This window comes from Trinickia symbiotica (assembly GCF_002934455.1).
GTDB classification, from domain to species: Bacteria; Pseudomonadota; Gammaproteobacteria; order Burkholderiales; family Burkholderiaceae; genus Trinickia; species Trinickia symbiotica.
This window is the reverse complement of sequence record NZ_PTIR01000001.1, coordinates 45,390-62,682: the sequence shown is the minus strand read 5'-3', so window position 1 is coordinate 62,682 and position 17,293 is coordinate 45,390. Positions and strand designations below refer to the sequence as shown.

Sequence of the window (17,293 nt, the reverse complement as noted above, 5' to 3'; positions counted from 1 at the left end):
ACGCAAAGGTCCGCACATCGGTCACAAGTACATCGTTCTCCGTCGGCACTCGTTACCCAGCATGCGTTCCGTTGGAAGCCTCAGAGTTTGCGGAATCGCCAAAACGCTCTACGACGAACTCAACGAAGCTACGAAGCTTCGGCGTCATCTGCCGGTCGCGCAAATAAAGCAGGTTGAGCGGCCGGGCAGGGGGCGAGTGGTCCGGAAGCACCTCGAGAAGTCGTTTGGCCTTAATGTCCGCGTCGATAAGTATGCCCGGCAGCATCGCGATGCCCATTCCGGCAAGCGCGGCCCTGCGTAGCGCGTCGGCATTGTCGACTTTCAATCGCCCCGCGATCCGAAAGCTCACGCGGCCATTCGGTCCGAACAACGTCCAATCCAGTTGCGAAGAGCGCATTTCCGAGCGCGGCGGATAGGCGTAGGTGAGACATTCGTGAGTTCGAAGCTCCTCCGGCGTCGCCGGCACGCCCTTCGAAGCGAGGTATGTGGGCGAAGCACATAGCACTAACCGGTACGGTTGCAGCGGGCGCGCAACCAGATCAGGAGTGCTGGGCGTACCGATGCGGATCGCTGCTTCGAAACCGTCTTCCATCAGGTCCGACAAGGCGTCGGTCGCCACGACGTCCAACTGAACCTCTGGGTAGCGCTCGCAATAATCCGCGATGGCGGGAATCAGGCACTCGTTGTTGAAGATCACCGGCGCGGTAATACGCAGACGACCGCGAGGTGTCGCGTGATGGTCGAGAGCGAGCCGGTCGGCGTCGCTCACGAGGTTGAGTATTTCGACGCAACGATCGTAATAGACCTGCCCGAACGCGGTGACCTGCTGCTTGCGCGTGGTGCGGTGTATGAGCCGAGTGCCAAGCCGCGCTTCAAGCGCCTGCAGATGATTGCCGACCATAGTCGGCGTCAGGTCGCAGGCAAGCCCGGCAGCTGTCAGGCTGCCGGTCTCGACTACTTGCACGTAGATGGTCATCGCCTTGAGAAGGTCCATTACCAAATAATAGTTGGTTCTCTGCTGACCGACATCCGCTTTATCAATCAAAAGAGCGGGAATAAAGTGCGCCGTGGCCAACGATCGAACGGTTCCGTTCGTATCGCGCCGGACCGAACCCAGCCCATCATGGACAGACAATCCGCCTCCGCGCGATCGCCGCGCCTCGCCTTGCTCGCCGCCAGCCTTGGTTTCGTCATCATTTGTCTCGACGTCACGGTCGTGAACGTCGCGCTCGAACGTATCGGGAAGACGCTATCCGTCGGCTCAACGGGGCTGGAGTGGGTAGTCAACGCCTACACGCTCGCGTTCGCCAGCCTGCTTCTCAGCGCGGGTGCGCTGGGAGACCGGCTCGGCGCGAGACGCGTGTTCGTCGGTGGTCTTGCGTTATTTACGCTGGCATCGATCGCATGCGGTCTCGCGCCTAGTGCGAGCGTGCTGATCGCAACGCGGGTAGTGCAGGGCATCGCGGCGGCGCTATGCGTGCCTTCGTCGCTTTCACTTCTCAACACGTGCTTTCCCGATCCGACGGCGCGAGCCAAAGCCGTGAGCGTTTGGGCAGGAACGGCCGCACTTGCGCTAGGAGCCGGCCCCGTCGTGGGTGGCGTGCTAGTCGATCGTTTCGGCTGGCCGAGCATCTTTTTGATCAACGTGCCGTTTGGCGTCGTCGGCATCTGGCTGACGCTGGCCCATGCGCCAGATTCGGCGCGCAATGCTGCGCGGCATATCGATTTGCCGGGGCAGGCATTGGGGGTGATTTCGCTCGCCGCACTGACGTTCGGCGTCGTCGAAAGCGGGAGGCTCGGCTGGGAAAGTCCGTCGGTTATGACGGGGCTCGCGGGTTTCGTCGTATTTAGCGCACTGTTCGTCATGGTTGAAAGGCAACAGCCACATCCGATGCTGCCGCTTTTGTTGTTCCGGATACCTGCGGTCAACGTGACGTCCGTCGTCGGTCTGCTCCTCAACTTCGGCTATTACGGCCTGATGTTCGCGATGAGCCTTTTCTTCCAGACTGTACAGAGCTATACGCCGCTCGAAGCTGGCCTGGCGTTCCTGCCGATGACTGCCGTCGTGACAGTGGCCAACCTCGTATCCGGAGCCCTCGCCGCGCGATTCGGCTACCGTCTTCCGATGGTGGTCGGGCAGGCGCTAGCGGCGACCGGCTTTTTTTTATCGTTCACGATGATCGGCGCAGGCAGCAGTTACCTGACGATCACGGTGCCGTTACTCGCGATCGGCGTCGGCGTTGCGCTGGCCGTGCCATCGATCAATGTCGCGCTGTTGACTCATATCGATCCGCCATATGTTGGCATCGCGTCAGGTGTCCTGAACACAGCACGCCAGATTGGAGGCGCGATCGGAGTCGGCGTATTCGGATCACTCTTTGTCGGAACCGTCAGCGACAAAGTCAGCGGCCTGCACACTGCCGCGATGATAGCGGGGGGCGGAATGGTGGCCGGCGCGCTGATCGCCATCGTGGTTCTGAAGCGGGCGGGGGCGTCGATCGATTTAAGGCCTTCAACGCTCCGATGACCGCGCGCAAGCCCGCAGATAGTGGACCGGTTTCTACTGGCGCTGCTGGTCACGTGGCTGATTTCGCGCATCGCGAGCAGGCTCCGACGGTTGCGTGCCATGTGGAGGTAACAGGCCCAGCATGGCAAGCGGGAGACGATAGTGTGATTTCGATCCTGCGCCGGTTCGCACCCCGGCGAGCGAAGCCCGTTAAAATGCACCGTCGACAATCGCATGGCGGAACATGTTAGCCGATGATTTTCATGAGACGCTTCCTGCGTGTGGTACCCGTGCTTCTGCTCTCGGCCTCGGTCCGGCTGTATGCAGCTGATCTGCCTGCCGATGTCGCCTCGCAGCTACCGTCCGGTTTCGAGCCGATGGTCTTCGAGCCAGGCCCTCTGATCGATGGCGGGCGGCACACGTGGCTCGTCGTTGTCCACCGACACAAGGATACGGCGGATACGCCCTCGCCACGCCCTTTCCTGATTTTCGAGGAAAAAGCCGATGGTACCTACAAGCGCGCCGCGCGCAATGACGCGGTCGTGCTGCGCGCCAACGACGGCGGCCAGTGTGACCCGTTTGAAGACGGTGATAACGGAATCGCCGTCAAAGGGAAATATTTCACGGTGCAAAACGGTGTCGCGTGCGGTGCTCATTGGAGCGATTTCATCACGTTCCGTTACGCGCCTCAGCGCCACGCCTGGTTGTTTCACAGCGATATCTTCAACTCCTTCGATCCACTCGGCAACACGCCGGACACAACCCGGATGACGCGCGAAAATCCCGCGAAACCTGTCACATTCGAGGCTTGGCCTCCTGAACACTGACGTTTTGTCATCGGGAGGCGGAAGGGTCGTCGGCCGGTTGCGCCGATGTCGACTGCGTCAACGCATCGGGCAAACATCCACGTATCCTCGCACGCGCGCTTGAACAGAACACGGGCGTCTTGTGACAGAGGCGATTACGATCTATCAACTGTGACCGGAAACATCACGTCCCTGACGCCGTAAAAACATGTTCACGTTTGTTCGAAAATCGCTCCACGCGTCGTCCCGGCTGCTGCTCTTCCTGATGCTGATGTTTGTGGGACTGCTCAGCTTCGGCGGCGGCTGTTCGGGCCTTTTTAATGCTGCTCTGTTACTGAAGGCTCGCAACTGGCCGATCACCGAAGCACGGCTTGAACGTTGCGACCCAAGTTTGTCTCAACGAAAGAACGGAGAGTATTACTGGCGGCTTTTCGCGACTTGGAGGTATGGCGAAGGCATGAAACGGGAATACAGCGATCTCTGGTCACCCAACGACGCCCCCACTTATCCTGCCTCGTCTGATTCAGCCGTCGTCGACGCTCATGATCGAGCCGCGATCATCGCGCGTTATTGCAGTTCACTCGCGTCGACCCAATTGCGCGCGTCACTCACTCATCCGTCGTGGGTCGTTCGCAATGATGCCGCCGAGCGCGGTGAATGGAAGCGCGAACTCTCGATGGGCATAGCGGCAATTTTCTTTGGTTTGTTCCCGATGGGTTTCTCGCTCCTCGTTCTGCTTGTCGATGAGCGGAAGGATCCGCGCTACCAAAATACGATTCGGCGGTGCTTTTCAAAGGTTATGCAGTTGGTTGTGAAACCACGTTGAAACCTAGTGGGGGATTTCGTCTGCTGCTCGCGACCTTGCCGCCCAAATTGCGTAAAGTGCGTATTATTCTGACCGAAGGCCCACATGACTACTGTAACCGCCACCGATCTCGCCCGCCGTACGAACCAGGTGCTCGCATCGCGCCCCGGGGAGCGACGTCTCTCGTTCCGTATGAACCACAGTTCACAAAGCATTAACGAAAGCAAAAGTTGAACGCCTCGCCCACCTATCTGACACCATGCGTTAGCATGGCGCGTGGCTTATTGCGGACCAAGCCACGCCGGACGTCAGATTGCGGGTTCGAAGGGCGATGGTCTGGCTACACTATTCCTCTCCCGACCTTTCGCCTGCGACGCTGATGATCAGCTTCGTCAGCAACCGCGCAGGTTCACTGAGGCTTCCGCGAGCTCGATGCACGAGTCCTACGTCACGGTGGAAGGTGTGTTCGCCCAGATCGATTGCTCGGACGGCTGCCGGCCATCGCTTATGCGTTGCCACCTCTGGCACCAAGGCCACGCCAAGCCCGTTTGCGACCAGCCGCACGATGGCTTCCAGTTCGTCCACTTCGCACACCTCGTGTAGCGAAAAGTGCATCCTGCGCAGGAAACGGTCTACCAGTCGTCCACCAAAAGACGTGCGATCGTACCGAATGAACGGCCGACTCGCTAAGAGCCCCGCCCAATCTTCGTCGGGTGCGTTCCGAGGAACAAGCAGGCGAAACGGCTCGCTCGCCAGTGTTGTCCAGCGCAGATCACTGTGAAGAGAGAACGGCGGGCGGATGATTGCCGCCATGTCGATTTCACCGGCGTCGACGAGGTTGACCAGTTCCATCGAGAGTCCGGGAATCACACGTGAGCGAGCCTCGGGACTTTGCCGATGAAACCTCGTTAGCGCGTCGGGTAGGAGCGAGCGCTGAAGTGAAGCAATTGCACCCACGTTTACAACCACATTGACCGGACTATCGACGGGCGTTGTTCCTAGGCTGTTGTACATCCGGATGAGTTCCTGGGCTTGAGATGGGACCTCGTGCAAGCACAAATTTTGTTGGCAGCCGGTCATCTGAAGCGTCTCGAGCAACGCGCCATTCGCCGACGCGGCGCCGCCGTCGAGTGTCGTCTGTACGCTGAGAATCCAGCCAAGAACTTCCTGCCATCCCCAGGCAAGCTGGAGCGATTTGTTTTGCCGGAAACCGTCAAAGGCCTGCGTATCGACACCGGCGTTCGTGCCGGCGATTCCATCTCGCCGTTCTACGACCCGATGATTGCAAAACTCATCTCGTTCGGAACCGACAGAACGCAGGCGCTCGATGTCATGACCGTCGCGCTCGCGCAGCTCCATATCGACGGAATCAAACATAACGGCGCCTTTCTGTCGGCGCTGATTCAGAACCCTGAGTTTGTTGCGGGGCGCGTCGATACGGGCTTCGTTCAGCGGGAAATCACGAATCTGCTCGCAGTCGCAAGCGGTGAAGTGCACGTTGGAGTATAAGCATGAGCAGCATCAGCAGCACCGACGGTTCAACGACATGCCGGCTGAGTCATTCGGGCGAGCGAACCGTCATTGTCGAGGTGCGGTCGAGCGACCGGGTGGCTGCGAATCGCGTTACCCGTGAAATTGCCGCTCGAATTGCGGCCGGCAACCACCCGTTCATTCACGACATCGTCCCCGCGATGACCACGGTCGGCGTCCATTACGACCCGCACCGCGTAGAATTGAGTTCGGCGGACAAGCTTCCGTATCAGGTTGTCGAGGCTTTGCTCGAACAGGTCGTCAACGACAGCAGTGACGGGGCAACCGATAGTGGACGCGTGGTTGACATCCCCGTCTGCTACGGCGGCGAATACGGCGTTGACCTTGCCGAGGTCGCGCAGACCTGCTGCCTGTCGGTCGACGAAGTGGTGAAGCTGCACTCTGGCGAACTCGTGGACGTCATGATGATTGGATTCGCCCCCGGCCATCCGTACATTGGACTTCTGGACGACAAACTCACGCCGCCGCGCCGTGCGACGCCGCGTACCGCGGTCGCGCCTGGATCGGTCGGCCTCGCGAATCGCCAATCGGTCATATACCCGGTGACCTTGCCGGGCGGTTGGAATCTTATCGGCCGAACGCCGTTGCAGATGTTCGATCCGTCGCGCGCCGACCCTTGTCTCCTCCATGCCGGCGACAAAGTCCGCTTTGTCTCGATCAGCCCAGCTGAGTTCGACGCATTGAATGAACACGCAGGAGCAGCGCAATGAGCATTGAAGTATTGAAACCCGGAGCGCTGACCACCCTGCAGGACCTGGGGCGACGAGGCTTCCAGAAGCTCGGCGTCCCCGTCAACGGAGTGATGGACGAGCGTTCGCATCGACTGGCAAATGTCCTCGTCGGCAATGCGCAGAGCGAAGGGACGTTGGAAGTCACGCTGATGGGACCGACACTGCGTTTCACCTCCGACGCGGTCATTGCTGTCACTGGCGCGGACCTCGACGCGAAGCTGAACGGCGAACCGTTGGCGCTGAATAAGGCAACGCGCGTGACCGCCGGCAGCGAACTGGCTTTCGGAAAGCGTCGCTCGGGTGTGCGAGCTTATATCGCTGTTCGCGGCGGCTACCACGCCGACCTGATCATGGGGAGCGCGAGCCTCTTCGCGCGAGGCGGCTACGGCGGCTTCGCAGGCCGCGCTCTCGCTAAGGGCAGCGTGATTGAGTTGAAGGATGCAGCCAAGTCCGACGTTCAGTTGCCAAACCCGCAGCTCGCAGCGTTGAGCCAAGACGTGCTTTGGGATGCCGATGCTTCCATCCGAGTCATCGTCGGACGCGAATGGGAGCTCTTTAATGCGGCTTCGCAGGAAGCATTCCAGCAGGAAGCGTTTCGCCTGACGCCGCAATCCGACCGGATGGGCTTTCGCCTGGAAGGTCCTAAGCTCGATTTGAGGCAGCCAACGCAGATGAAATCGGAAGCGCTTGGGTTCGGTGCGATTCAAGTGCCGGCTGACGGCAATCCCATCGTGCTGATGGCGGACCGTCAAACCACAGGGGGTTACCCGAAAATCGCGCACGTATGCGCAGCGGACTCTGCCGCGACTCGCTCAAAGGATGCCGGGAGAGTCGGTCCGGTTCAGTGTTATCAGCATCGCGGACGCTCAGCGGACCAGGAGCGGCTGAATTCGCGTACGTTTGCAGCGTGGGGGGCGTTGTCGACCATGTTTCGTCGCGCGGTCGAGACGAGCGAACCCGTGAAAGCGCCTCTTTCGGATGTGCTGCGCAACCATCGCCCGGCAATGCTCCGAGTCTTCTTGATTTCTTTCGCGCAGAACGTCGGGTATTGGGTTGGCTTTGTGTTCATGAGCATCTACCTGATCACCTACCTGAAGTACGACAAGACGACGGTGTACTGGTCAATGTCGGCAGTAAGCATCACGATGGCGATGCTGATGCCGATGTGGGGTGGCTTGTCGGACCGAATCGGCCGCAAGAAAGTGCTGTCCATCGGGTTCGCCGCCTACGCCATCCTGGTGTTTCCCATGATGGCATTGATGAACCTGCACAACACCGTGCTGACGCTTATCGCTTTGTTCGTCGTTGCCTTGCCGATGCCCATCGTTCAATCGGTCGGCTATCCCACGTAAGCGGAACAGTTCCCAACTCGGGTTCGATACACGGGCATGGCGTTCAGTTTCAACTTCGGCACGATTCTGGGCGGCGGCGTGACGCCTTACGTCGCCACTTCCATAATCGGTCAGACTCACAACCTGCTGAGCCCTGCCTTCCTTCTGGTGGCCGCATCGATTATCGGGTTCGTGACGTCGGTTCGGGTCCGTGAGACTGCAGACGAAGCATTGGCGTAATCAAGTCGCTTCAAAAAACGTCAGAGGGCATCCGCACCGAGGATTTGTGGCTTATCTGAGCCATGACGGCAGGGCGATACTCGCGTCCGCGCCTTTTTGAATCAACAATGTTCTTTGTGTAAAGGAAAAAATATATTGTTTTTCTTTTTGCGACTCGCGTCATAGTATTGGTACAGATGCGATGAGGCTATATGTTGCGAGTCGCACTATGGCGACTAAGCCCGTATTAAGCGGGCTTGGCTGCTTCCCATAATCACGTTCGTTCGGGCAAATCGCGCGACGAACACGTTACAACTGGTCTTGCTTAAAAATGAGTCTCTCTCCTTTCCATCTCGCCATCCCGGTTTACGACCTTCCTGCTGCACGCAAGTTCTACGGTGAAGTTTTCGGTCTCCCCGAAGGCCGCTCGAGCAAGCAATGGGTCGACTTCGACTTCTATGGCCACCAGTTGGTGATTCACGAGCAGCCGAAGACGCCGTCGCAGGAAAAGCTGAATAGCAACCCGGTCGACGGTCACGACGTGCCGGTGCCGCACTTTGGTATCGTGCTGAAATGGGAAGAATGGGAAGCGCTGGCCGAGCGTCTGAAGTCGTTCGGCACGAAGTTCGTCATTGATCCATACATCCGCTTCAAGGGTGAAGTCGGCGAGCAAGCAACGATGTTCCTGCTCGACCCGTGCGGCAACGCCCTTGAATTCAAGGCGTTCAAGGACATGAGCCAGCTGTTCGCGAAATAAGTCGCAATTTGTCGCTACGCCATTCTGACTCAAGCGCTATTAGTGCTCCGAGGTCAGCGCGCAGGTGCGTCCGCAAGGCTTCCGTATGTCGAGCGCGCGCAGCGTTTAAGTTGAATGCCTCTTGTCGGCATACTCATTGATGTACTCATTTCGGGCTGACTTGCCAACGACGCTCGCTTGTCGCGCAAACGCAACGCTCGGAGCGGCACATGACACTGTACCGACGGAAATCTGCGTTCGATTGGCTTAGTTTCGCGGTCATCCGAAGTTGAGACAAAAAGAGCGGCAGGGTGACATGGCAAGGATGCAGCGAGCACCCTTTGGTCCAATGGGTTGCGCAATCGCGGGGCTTTGCAGGCTGTTCGACTAGTCGTAAGCGCGAATTTAAGCCCACGTCCGCCTTGTAGCCGTACAAAAATTTCGCCGGTACACGGGACGGGTGCCCCGCGATTCAACTGATCGGGCAGATCAGGTCGTAGGGATCCAGGGATTAATAACCTGCAGTCCGCCCGCTTCGTAGGGCGAGGTATCGCGGGACGCGACGATGAACCCTCGCGAGGCGGCAATGGCGGCGATATAGCCGTCCGGCGTCGGGAAGCCGCTCCCGCTCTTTCTTGCCGTCGCTGCCAGCTCGGCATAGTGCTGCGCTGCATTGACGTCAAACGGCAGCAGACGTCCCTCAAACAGGCCGAACAAACCATCCACCGAATGAGTTAGGGCGCTTTTGCGCTTACCGGTCGGCAGCACCGCGATACCAAACCGCAGCTCGGCTAACGTCACGCTCGACAAGTACAGGGTTTCGGCGGCCTGCTCGTTGAGCCACGCTCGAACGGTTGCGTCCGGCTCAGGTTTCATCGCTTCGGAAACCACGTTGGTATCCAGAACGATCATTCAAACCTCATCGGCTCAGCCGGTGTCTTCTCCCGTGTTTGGTCAAAGATCGCCAAGTCCTCATTGGTTAGACCGGCCTTGCGACCTAAGGCCGCCAAAGCATCGCCCAAGCGCACACGCTTTTCTGGCTTTACCGCGCTGGAAAGAATCGCTCGAACCTCGGCCTCGGTGCTGTGCCCGTGCTGCGCAGCACGAAGCCTTAGGGCGCGATGCACCTCGTCCGGCACGTTGCGTACAGTCAGAACAGCCATTGTCAAATCTCCATCCGTGCTTTCAATGACGTCAATTATAGCACTTTGCTGTCAGCTGTCGTTTGTGCCGTCGGTCATACGCTTGGGACGACGTCATGAGCGGTTCCTCGCTGCACGCTCGGCCCGGGCGAGGTTGCGCTTGGCACGGGCGAAGCTGGCGACGCTCAAGGCGGTCTATCTGTACGGCTTGCGCCAGACGCTTGCGAGCCAGGGCTGCTGCTCGCGCGGTAGGCCAGCGGGCCGGTAATAGTGCTCGAGTTCGACGAAGCCCGCGTCCGCCATATATCGGCGCCACGCTTCGAGATCATGGTAAGCGCCGTAACGGCCGAGGCTCCAGCCCTCTTGATTCGCGCCTCGTGGGTTCGAGCTGAATAGCACACCCCCGGGCTTCAGCGTCGAGTACAACTGCCGAAGTACGCGCGGCAAGTCCTGACTCGGTACATGAAACAAGGCGGCGTTAGCGAAAATGCCGTCAAATTGTGCGTGCGGTAAGTCGAGGCGCAGAAAATCCTGCTGCCACACGTCGCAGCCGGTCTCGGCGCGCGCCATTGCAACGAAGCGCTCGGCCCCATCGAGCCCGACCGCGCGATGGCCCAGCGCGCTGAAGACTTTGAGATCCCGCCCCGGCCCGCAGCCAAAATCTAGAATCGCAAAAGGCGGCTCTGCATCGATGTGGCGCAGCAACGCCGCAATGTTCTGCGAGACATCGTGGTCGCGCGTGCCTTCAAGGAACTGTTCCGCATGCGCGTTGTAGTGCTGCAACGTGATGACGCTGATGTCTTCTAGTTCGCGCGGGTTGAGTTTCACGGAAATGGATCTCCAGCGCAAAAAGGGGGCAAGCAAAATCTTGCGGTCCTCCTCGGCCAAGTATCATCAGCAGCATACTGTACTCCTAGTGGGATAGCCGCTTTCTCTTGGCTCACTTTCTCTAGCGCCGATCCTTCGCACCACCCGCCGCGAGCCCTTCGAGCAATGGCCGTAGCGCGTCGAGCTCGGAGCCGAAGCCGCTCCAGTCTCCGGCTTTGAGCCGTTCGATGGCGCGGTTGTAGTGCGAGAGTGCCGCACGGGCGCGCGCGTCCACGGTACCCTCGTGCGGTATCGCCATCGGAGCGGCTTCCTTGAAGAGCGCCGCCAACGCTGCACTCAATGTCTCCTCCATGACGACACGATCGCCGTAAGCAGCAATGACGCGCTTCAGCTCGGGAAGTTGCCCCGCGGTTGAACGCAAGTACAGCGGCGAGACATAGAGGATCGCATTTCCGATCGGCACCACCACGAGGTGTCCGCGGATCACACGCGAGCCCATCTGATTCCACAGCGAGATTTGCTGCGAGATCTCTGTGTCTTGTTGAATGCGTGCTTCGATCTGGAACGGCCCATAGATGAGCTTTTCCTTGGGAAAGGTGTAGGCGATGAGCTTGCCATATTCGTCTGAATCGCATCGCGCGGCCAACCACGCAATCATGTTCTCCCGTTGGCTCGGCACCATTGGCAGCATCAGCACGAACTCGGGTTCGCGTCGTCCTGGCAGCCGCATGATCGTGTAGTAGGGCGCCATCGTGGTGCCCTGCGCGCTCGCTTCATCGATACTTGCCGGCACTCGCGGGAAGTTCCAAAGATCCTCGCGGTTGTAGAACACTTCCGGCGAGTTCATGTGGTATGCGCCGTAGCGTTGCGCTTGGATCAGGAAGAGGTCTTCTGGATAGCGGATGTGTCGCTGTAGGTCCAGCGGCATTGCCGACAGAGGCTTGAACGAAGTCGGAAATATCTGCACGTAGGTGCGCACGATCGGATCAGTCGGATCGCTGACATACAAGTTGACGGTGCCGTCATAGGCGTCGATCACGATCTTGACCGCATTTCGGATGTAGTTGATGCCGTGGTCGGTACTCGCTTTCGAATAGGGGAACCAGCGGCTGGTGGTATATGCATCTTGTATCCACAGCAGTCGCCCATGACTCACTGCCATATAGGGATCGTGATCGAGCGCGAGAAACGGGGCGATCTTGCTGACTCTTTCTTGAATGTTGCGATAGAGCAGGATCCGGCTCGCGTGAGTGATGTAGCTGGTGAGCAGAATGTTGAGGTCGGCGAATCGCCAGGCGAAGAGAGCGCGTCGCGCGATGTTGCCGACCGCAACACCATCGCGGCCGTTATACGTCGTATAGGCATTTTCCATTCCCTTCGGGTAGTCGAATTCGGGCAAGCTGCCTTTGACGATGACATAGCCGGCCTCGCCTTCACCGAAATAGATCCGAGGCTCGTCGATGGAGGGACCCCCGTTTGCGACGGGCGGAATATCCCGCAAATAAAACGACGGCAAGCCTTCCTTTGATTTTTCGGTGACGGGCGACATCACGACCCCATCGCCGTGCGTGAACAGCAGATGCTGGTTCACCCAGGTCTGGGCGTTCGCGGGAAGCAGTGCGGGCTCCAATTCGCGCGCCGACAGCATGACTTGTCGATAGCCGGTGCTGAGTTGATAGCGATCGATGTCCACCGAGAGAAACTTGTAGTAAGTCCTGATCTCCTGCAATTGCGCATAGGTGTCCATGAGCGGTTGCACATCCCAAAGGCGGATGTTGTCGATGGTCGCGCGATTGGCTGCAAGGGTTGCGGGATCCAGATCCTCTTCGGCCGGGAACTGTGTGACCTCGATTTTGTCGAGGCCGTAGGCCGCTCGCGTCAACGCGAGGCTGTGTTCGATATACGGCGTTTCGCGCTGCAGTTCGCTTGGCTTCACGTAGAGGCTCTCGAAAAGCGCCGGATAGATGAACAAAAGCAGGAACGAGCCGCCGAAGACAGCAAGTAGAGAAATGACCGGCACGCGGTGGGTGCGCCAGCGCATGTTCGCCAGCGAGGCGACGGATGCCAAGGCGGCGATGGCGGCAAGCAGCCACAGAACCGGCAACTTGACATGGACATCTGTTAAGCGGCACCGGAAAGCACTCCGTTTTCGGCGTAAAGCAATCGAAAGCGATCGAGCCAGTAGGACCAGGCCTTCAACGCGAAGAAGAGACCAAACAGCACGGAGCCGTGCCCCATTGCAGCGGGGGAGAACGCAATTGGCGCCGGTTCGAAGGTGATGTCGCCATGTGCGATGTAAAGCGTGCCAGCGATGAGCGTGCATCCGAGGGTCAGCAATAGGAGCCAGTTCTTGACTGCAAGGTACGCCGGCAGGGAGAAGAGATAAAAACCGATGTCGTGGCCAAAGATTGGATCGCGCTTGCCGACGGGGACTTGATGGAGATAGCGAAGTGCGATATCCCAGTTGGACACCTCGATAGCGGCGATGAGCGATCCAAGCACCACGGCGCCGCCGAGGAGGGCCAAGCGCCAAGGGGTGCGCGAGGCGATTAGATCGACGACATCGGAGAACGGTTGCGCCTCATCGCGCGGATAGATCTTCGCCGGATGCGGGTCGCGGGAGGCCGCGGCATAGTGGAGCGCCAAGTTTCCCGATATCCAAAGCGCGGCGGTCGTTGCGGCAAAGGCTGCGACGAAGAGCAGTACCTTGGCGTCGACGATCGTCCAGAAGACGTCGACATAGCCGATCGATGAAAACCAGAGCCAGTCGACCAGCACGCTAACCAGGCGTCCGGCGATGATGAGGACGCCTATGATGACCGCAATCGTGATCGCATTAAGTCTTAAGCTCACGAACGTCGCTCGCGAACGCATCGACCATGCTCCTTTACCGAAGCGCGGCGTTGATCGGCCGCGATGGGACTATTGTGCACCCTTGGGACGGCCCGGGAGTGGAGCGGCTACCGCCGGTATCGCGCTCGGGCCTCAGCTGCTTGCGCCGATTACCTCGTGGTCGTGGGACAAGAGCCTCGCGGTTTCCGGGCCCAAAAGCCCTGTGGCCCCGATCATCAGTATGCGCATCGCCGCCTCCTATACTCGAACGTACTCGGCCGTGGATGATGGGTGAATTTGCAGCACGGCTTCGCCCCACGATGCTCGCGCGAACATACCCGGATGCGCGGGGGCGGCCTGCAAAGACGGGTAGCCGTATCGCAAACAAGGAGGAAGAGAACGATGGCGGAATTCAGTTTGACCACCTTGTGGTGCATCGAGGCGCCGGTGCAGCCGGTGTGGGACGCGATCCACGATTCAATTAATTGGCCGAGGTGGTGGAAGAATGTCGAAGCGGTGCGCGAGTTGCAAGCAGGCGGGGCCGACGGTCTGGGCGCCGTGCATCGTTACACGTGGAAGGGAGTGCTGCCCTATCGTGTGATCATCGACGTGCGCGTCACGCGCGTCGCGCCCCTCGTTGCGCTGGAGGGAGAGGCCAGCGGCGCGCTGGAAGGCGTGGGACGCTGGCATTTCGCAGCCGACGGCAGCCGCACTGTGGTGCGCTACGACTGGCACGTCAGGACTGCCAGTGCCTGGATGAACGCGGTCGCGCTCGCGCCGCTCGCGCGGCTAGCATTCCGCTGGAATCACGATTCAATCATGCGCGAAGGTGGCCTGGCTCTCGCGCGCCTGCTCGAGTCACGTCTCATCGATATCGAATAGCGCGCCCGTTGAGCCTTACCGCGTGTTGTAGAGCAGCGAAAGAGCAATGCAGCCGAGGAGCACAAGGTACTTAAGCATAAACCCACATGGCAGTGACCGTGCGCTCTCGGTTCCGGCAAATATCCGGACAAAAAATTGCGGAGCAAAAAAGCGAAGGCACGGGACGCCTTTTTGACGTTTGGCACCGGGAAGATGAGATCCATCTCAGCGACGGCAACGCAAGGCAGAAGCGGCAGACCAGGATGTGACGCGCAGTTTTCGAAGGCGAACGGCCAGAGCTTCGATCTGGTGCTCACGCGTTTCGCTCTGGAACGCCTTCTGTTTCGGCTAAGTCGATCCCGCCACGCTGACCGTTTCGTGCTGAAGGGGGCGATGCTATTGATGAGCTGGTTCGATGATCCCTATTCTTGATGCCCCACGCCATTCTGGCGTCGAAGGTGGGTGGATAAGGGCGCTTCAGACGACGCCGGCGGTCTCGTACGCCATTACGCCAAAAATTACGCCAATCGCGTCATCGCAAGGAACAAGGAGCCCTGCAAGTCCTTGAAAACAAAAGGCCAAGTCACGAAGACTTGGCCTTTGTTTCAATCCTTGGTGCCCAGGAGAGGACTCTGACTTCGCGGCTATGTAACTGATATTAAGATAAATTTCGTGAAGTGAATCACAGCTTGTACTCATTAATGTACTCGCTCGCAGGCAGCTTAAAAAAACTAATTAGTTTGTCGCGCAAATGCGACAACGGAGTTACCTGTAGGCCATGCTTTCAGCGGTAAATACGTGCTCGGAGGCTATCGAACGAAGCCGGACCGCCGCAGCGCGTCGTTCAGCAAAGGGTAGGCGATGACGGACCGGCGGTTTGTCCTCGCGGTCAAAGACGCCAGCTTTTAACAAGACATCGGCCCAGAGAGCGACGCCACTGCTTCACGCAGTGTCTGCATCTGATCGGGCCGGCGTAAGGCTTCCACTCCTCATCAGCGCACACTACCCGCGCTTATCGGGCAAACTGGCATGGTATTTCGAAATCGTTGGTGGTGCGCCGGTCCGGCTTGAAAGAGAATTGCCTCGTGCTAACTTCTTTCCGACATCTATGACCGAAGCCAACCCCATTCGAAGCGAAATCGATCTGAATGCGGACGGCCTTCATACCGGCTATTTGCGCTTGCCGCATTCGGTGCACCGGTCCGCGTACGGCTGGATTCCGGTCCCGATCGCTTCAATACGCAACGGCAAGGGCCCGAGTGTGCTGCTGATGGCGGGCAACCACGGCGACGAATACGAAGGCCAAATCCTTGTCTCGCAAATGATGCGCGAAATCGACCCGCAAGCGGTGCGTGGCCAGATTATCTTCCTGCCGATGGCGGACTTTCCTGCTGCGGAAGCGGGCCTGCGCACCTCGCCGCTAGATGGCGGCAACCTGAACCGCAGCTTTCCGGGCGATCCGGCGGGCACGCCTACCCAGGTCATCGCCGACTACATCGAGAACACGCTGCTCTCCCGCGTGCAGTACCTGATCGATCTACACTCCGGCGGCAGCTCGCTCGTCTATGACGGCGCGAACATGCTGGCGATCGAGCCGCGCGACGCCGAAGAGCGCGACCGGCTGCATGGCTTGCTTACGGCGTTCGGCCTGCCGCGCGCGTTCCTGCATCCGCCCAATCCCGTGCATGCCTCGACGGCGGCGCGCCGCCAGGGCGCGATCTCGATCCTGACCGAACTGGGCGGCGGCGGCGCAGTGCAAGCTGCGCTGCTGCGCGAAGCGCGGCACGGCTTACTGCATCTGCTCGGCCATATCGGCGTGCTGACCGGGCCGCTTGTGCCCGCACGGCCGCCGGGCGAGACGCGCTTCATGCGCGTCTCGGGCTCGCGGCACTACGTGTACGCGTACGAGCGCGGCGTCTATGAGCCGCTTGTTGAACTGGGCGAAGCAGTCGAAGCCGATCAGCCCGCCGCGCGGATTCACTTTCCGGATACGCCATTGCGCGAACCGGTCACGCTGCATTTCGGGGCCGCCGGGCTCGTGGTTTGCAAGCGCGCAACGGCGGCCGTGCAGCGTGGCGATTGTCTGCTCCATCTTGCCGAGCCGGACGAGTGATGCTCGCCATCCGAACCCCCGTATCGATGCGGACGCAACGAAACCGGAAACATGCAGTCGATATGGGGCAACGCGCGAAATCGATATCGAAAAAAGTTGGTTAATTGGCGAGTAACGCTCGGGTATTGTTTCTTAAACTTACTGCAAATTCACTGAACCAGCAATTAAGAAACGATGAATAAAACCGGGCGATTCGGATGATTTCCGAACGGCCGGCTCATCCTGGGCGCTTAAACGATGGCCACGAATGACCACATTGTCGATGTTTCCCCGCTCGATCCGGCCGCACGGCCTCTAATCAACGCATTGCAGTACGAATATGCGACCCGCTACCGCGAATATCGCGCGGATAGCGATACCGCCGCAGCCGCCGAGCTTGCGCGTTATCCGGCCGAATTGTTCGCGCCGCCGGATGGCGCGTTCATCGTGCTGGTGCGCGACAGCGAAACCATCGGCGGGGGCGGATTCAAGCGCAAGGACGCGCATACCGCCGAGTTCAAGCGGATCTGGACGCATGTCGACCTGCGCCGCCAAGGCCTCGCGCGCCGCGTCGTCGATGCGCTCGAAGTGCGTGCGCTGCGCCAGGGATATCGGCGCATCTACCTGACCACCGGATTCAAGCAGCCGGAAGCCTGGGCGCTGTACACGAACGCCGGCTACACTCCCTTGTTCGATCGTTCGATTGCGCCCGAGATTCATCTGGTGTTGCCGTTCGGCAAGGATCTGCTCGACCCTGGACGGACCGATTCGCTCGACGATCTACGCCCGCTCGAGCCGCTCGGCTTCAATAAGTAACGGCGGCTTTGCACCGCCTCGGTCCGCCTTCTCCACT

Annotated in this window: 15 protein-coding genes and 2 pseudogenes; 11 read left to right on the top strand and 6 right to left on the bottom strand. The window is 59.5% G+C overall.

The window, feature by feature from the left end:
* Positions 1 to 52: 52 nt before the first annotated feature.
* Positions 53 to 994 carry a LysR family transcriptional regulator gene (locus B0G57_RS00315; protein ID WP_018438555.1) on the bottom strand — a complete coding sequence of 314 codons (942 nt, stop codon included), beginning with the start codon at positions 992 to 994 and terminating at the stop codon, positions 53 to 55.
* A 129-nt stretch (positions 995 to 1,123) separates the two neighbouring features.
* Between B0G57_RS00315 and B0G57_RS00310 the strand changes: the two genes are divergently transcribed.
* The 3 genes from B0G57_RS00310 to B0G57_RS00300 all read left to right on the top strand — a co-directional run bounded on the left by B0G57_RS00310 (position 1,124) and on the right by B0G57_RS00300 (position 4,138).
* Positions 1,124 to 2,527 (top strand): MFS transporter, encoded by a 1,404-nt coding sequence (locus tag B0G57_RS00310; protein ID WP_018438554.1) that lies wholly within the window; start codon positions 1,124 to 1,126, stop codon positions 2,525 to 2,527.
* A 233-nt stretch (positions 2,528 to 2,760) separates the two neighbouring features.
* Complete coding sequence (locus B0G57_RS00305; protein ID WP_018438553.1) at positions 2,761 to 3,333, top strand: hypothetical protein; 573 nt, start codon at positions 2,761 to 2,763, stop codon at positions 3,331 to 3,333.
* Positions 3,334 to 3,520: 187 nt separating this feature from the next.
* The gene (locus B0G57_RS00300) at positions 3,521 to 4,138 is read left to right on the top strand and encodes a hypothetical protein (RefSeq protein ID WP_018438552.1); all 618 of its coding nucleotides are present in this window, start codon (positions 3,521 to 3,523) and stop codon (positions 4,136 to 4,138) included.
* 324 nt (positions 4,139 to 4,462) lie between these two features.
* Here the strand turns inward: B0G57_RS00300 and B0G57_RS00295 are convergent.
* Positions 4,463 to 5,167 (bottom strand): annotated as a pseudogene (locus tag B0G57_RS00295) (LysR substrate-binding domain-containing protein); the annotation flags it as partial.
* On the opposite strand from B0G57_RS00295, the gene B0G57_RS00290 reads away from it, so the two are divergent.
* The 5 genes from B0G57_RS00290 (at position 5,165) to B0G57_RS00270 (ending at position 8,706) form a co-directional block, all read left to right on the top strand.
* Complete coding sequence (locus tag B0G57_RS00290) at positions 5,165 to 5,626, top strand: biotin carboxylase domain-containing protein (RefSeq protein WP_018438550.1); 462 nt, start codon at positions 5,165 to 5,167, stop codon at positions 5,624 to 5,626. The pseudogene B0G57_RS00295 and the gene B0G57_RS00290 overlap by 3 nt on opposite strands.
* A 2-nt stretch (positions 5,627 to 5,628) precedes the next feature.
* Entirely contained in the window at positions 5,629 to 6,378 is a 750-nt protein-coding gene (gene pxpB / locus B0G57_RS00285) for a 5-oxoprolinase subunit PxpB (RefSeq protein ID WP_018438549.1), read from the top strand.
* Complete coding sequence (locus B0G57_RS00280; protein WP_223258571.1) at positions 6,375 to 7,751, top strand: MFS transporter; 1,377 nt, start codon at positions 6,375 to 6,377, stop codon at positions 7,749 to 7,751. Before pxpB ends, B0G57_RS00280 begins: the two co-directional genes overlap by 4 nt.
* 36 nt (positions 7,752 to 7,787) lie before the next feature.
* Positions 7,788 to 7,970 (top strand): hypothetical protein, encoded by a 183-nt coding sequence (locus B0G57_RS31520; RefSeq protein ID WP_018438548.1) that lies wholly within the window; start codon positions 7,788 to 7,790, stop codon positions 7,968 to 7,970.
* Positions 7,971 to 8,280: 310 nt separating this feature from the next.
* Complete coding sequence (locus tag B0G57_RS00270; protein WP_018438547.1) at positions 8,281 to 8,706, top strand: VOC family protein; 426 nt, start codon at positions 8,281 to 8,283, stop codon at positions 8,704 to 8,706.
* Between the two features lie 468 nt (positions 8,707 to 9,174).
* Here B0G57_RS00270 and B0G57_RS00265 read toward each other — a convergent pair whose 3' ends face one another.
* The 4 genes and pseudogenes from B0G57_RS00265 to B0G57_RS00250 form a co-directional block, all read right to left on the bottom strand.
* The gene (locus B0G57_RS00265) at positions 9,175 to 9,597 is read right to left on the bottom strand and encodes a type II toxin-antitoxin system VapC family toxin (protein WP_018438546.1); all 423 of its coding nucleotides are present in this window, start codon (positions 9,595 to 9,597) and stop codon (positions 9,175 to 9,177) included.
* The gene (locus B0G57_RS00260) at positions 9,594 to 9,848 is read right to left on the bottom strand and encodes a FitA-like ribbon-helix-helix domain-containing protein (RefSeq protein ID WP_018438545.1); all 255 of its coding nucleotides are present in this window, start codon (positions 9,846 to 9,848) and stop codon (positions 9,594 to 9,596) included. Before B0G57_RS00260 ends, B0G57_RS00265 begins: the two co-directional genes overlap by 4 nt.
* A 174-nt stretch (positions 9,849 to 10,022) precedes the next feature.
* Positions 10,023 to 10,655 carry a class I SAM-dependent methyltransferase gene (locus B0G57_RS00255; protein ID WP_026229273.1) on the bottom strand — a complete coding sequence of 211 codons (633 nt, stop codon included), beginning with the start codon at positions 10,653 to 10,655 and terminating at the stop codon, positions 10,023 to 10,025.
* A 121-nt stretch (positions 10,656 to 10,776) separates the two neighbouring features.
* Positions 10,777 to 13,529 (bottom strand): annotated as a pseudogene (locus B0G57_RS00250) (UPF0182 family membrane protein).
* Positions 13,530 to 13,889: 360 nt separating this feature from the next.
* Here B0G57_RS00250 and B0G57_RS00240 point away from each other — a divergent pair.
* The 3 genes from B0G57_RS00240 (at position 13,890) to B0G57_RS00225 (ending at position 17,256) form a co-directional block, all read left to right on the top strand.
* Entirely contained in the window at positions 13,890 to 14,369 is a 480-nt protein-coding gene (locus B0G57_RS00240; protein WP_018438542.1) for an SRPBCC family protein, read from the top strand.
* 1,087 nt (positions 14,370 to 15,456) lie between these two features.
* Positions 15,457 to 16,461, top strand: coding sequence for a succinylglutamate desuccinylase/aspartoacylase family protein (locus B0G57_RS00230; RefSeq protein WP_018438540.1), 1,005 nt, complete (start codon positions 15,457 to 15,459; stop codon positions 16,459 to 16,461).
* Positions 16,462 to 16,698: 237 nt separating this feature from the next.
* Positions 16,699 to 17,256, top strand: a complete 558-nt coding sequence (locus B0G57_RS00225) for a GNAT family N-acetyltransferase (RefSeq protein WP_018438539.1) — start codon at positions 16,699 to 16,701, stop codon at positions 17,254 to 17,256.
* The last annotated feature ends 37 nt before the right edge of the window (positions 17,257 to 17,293 follow it).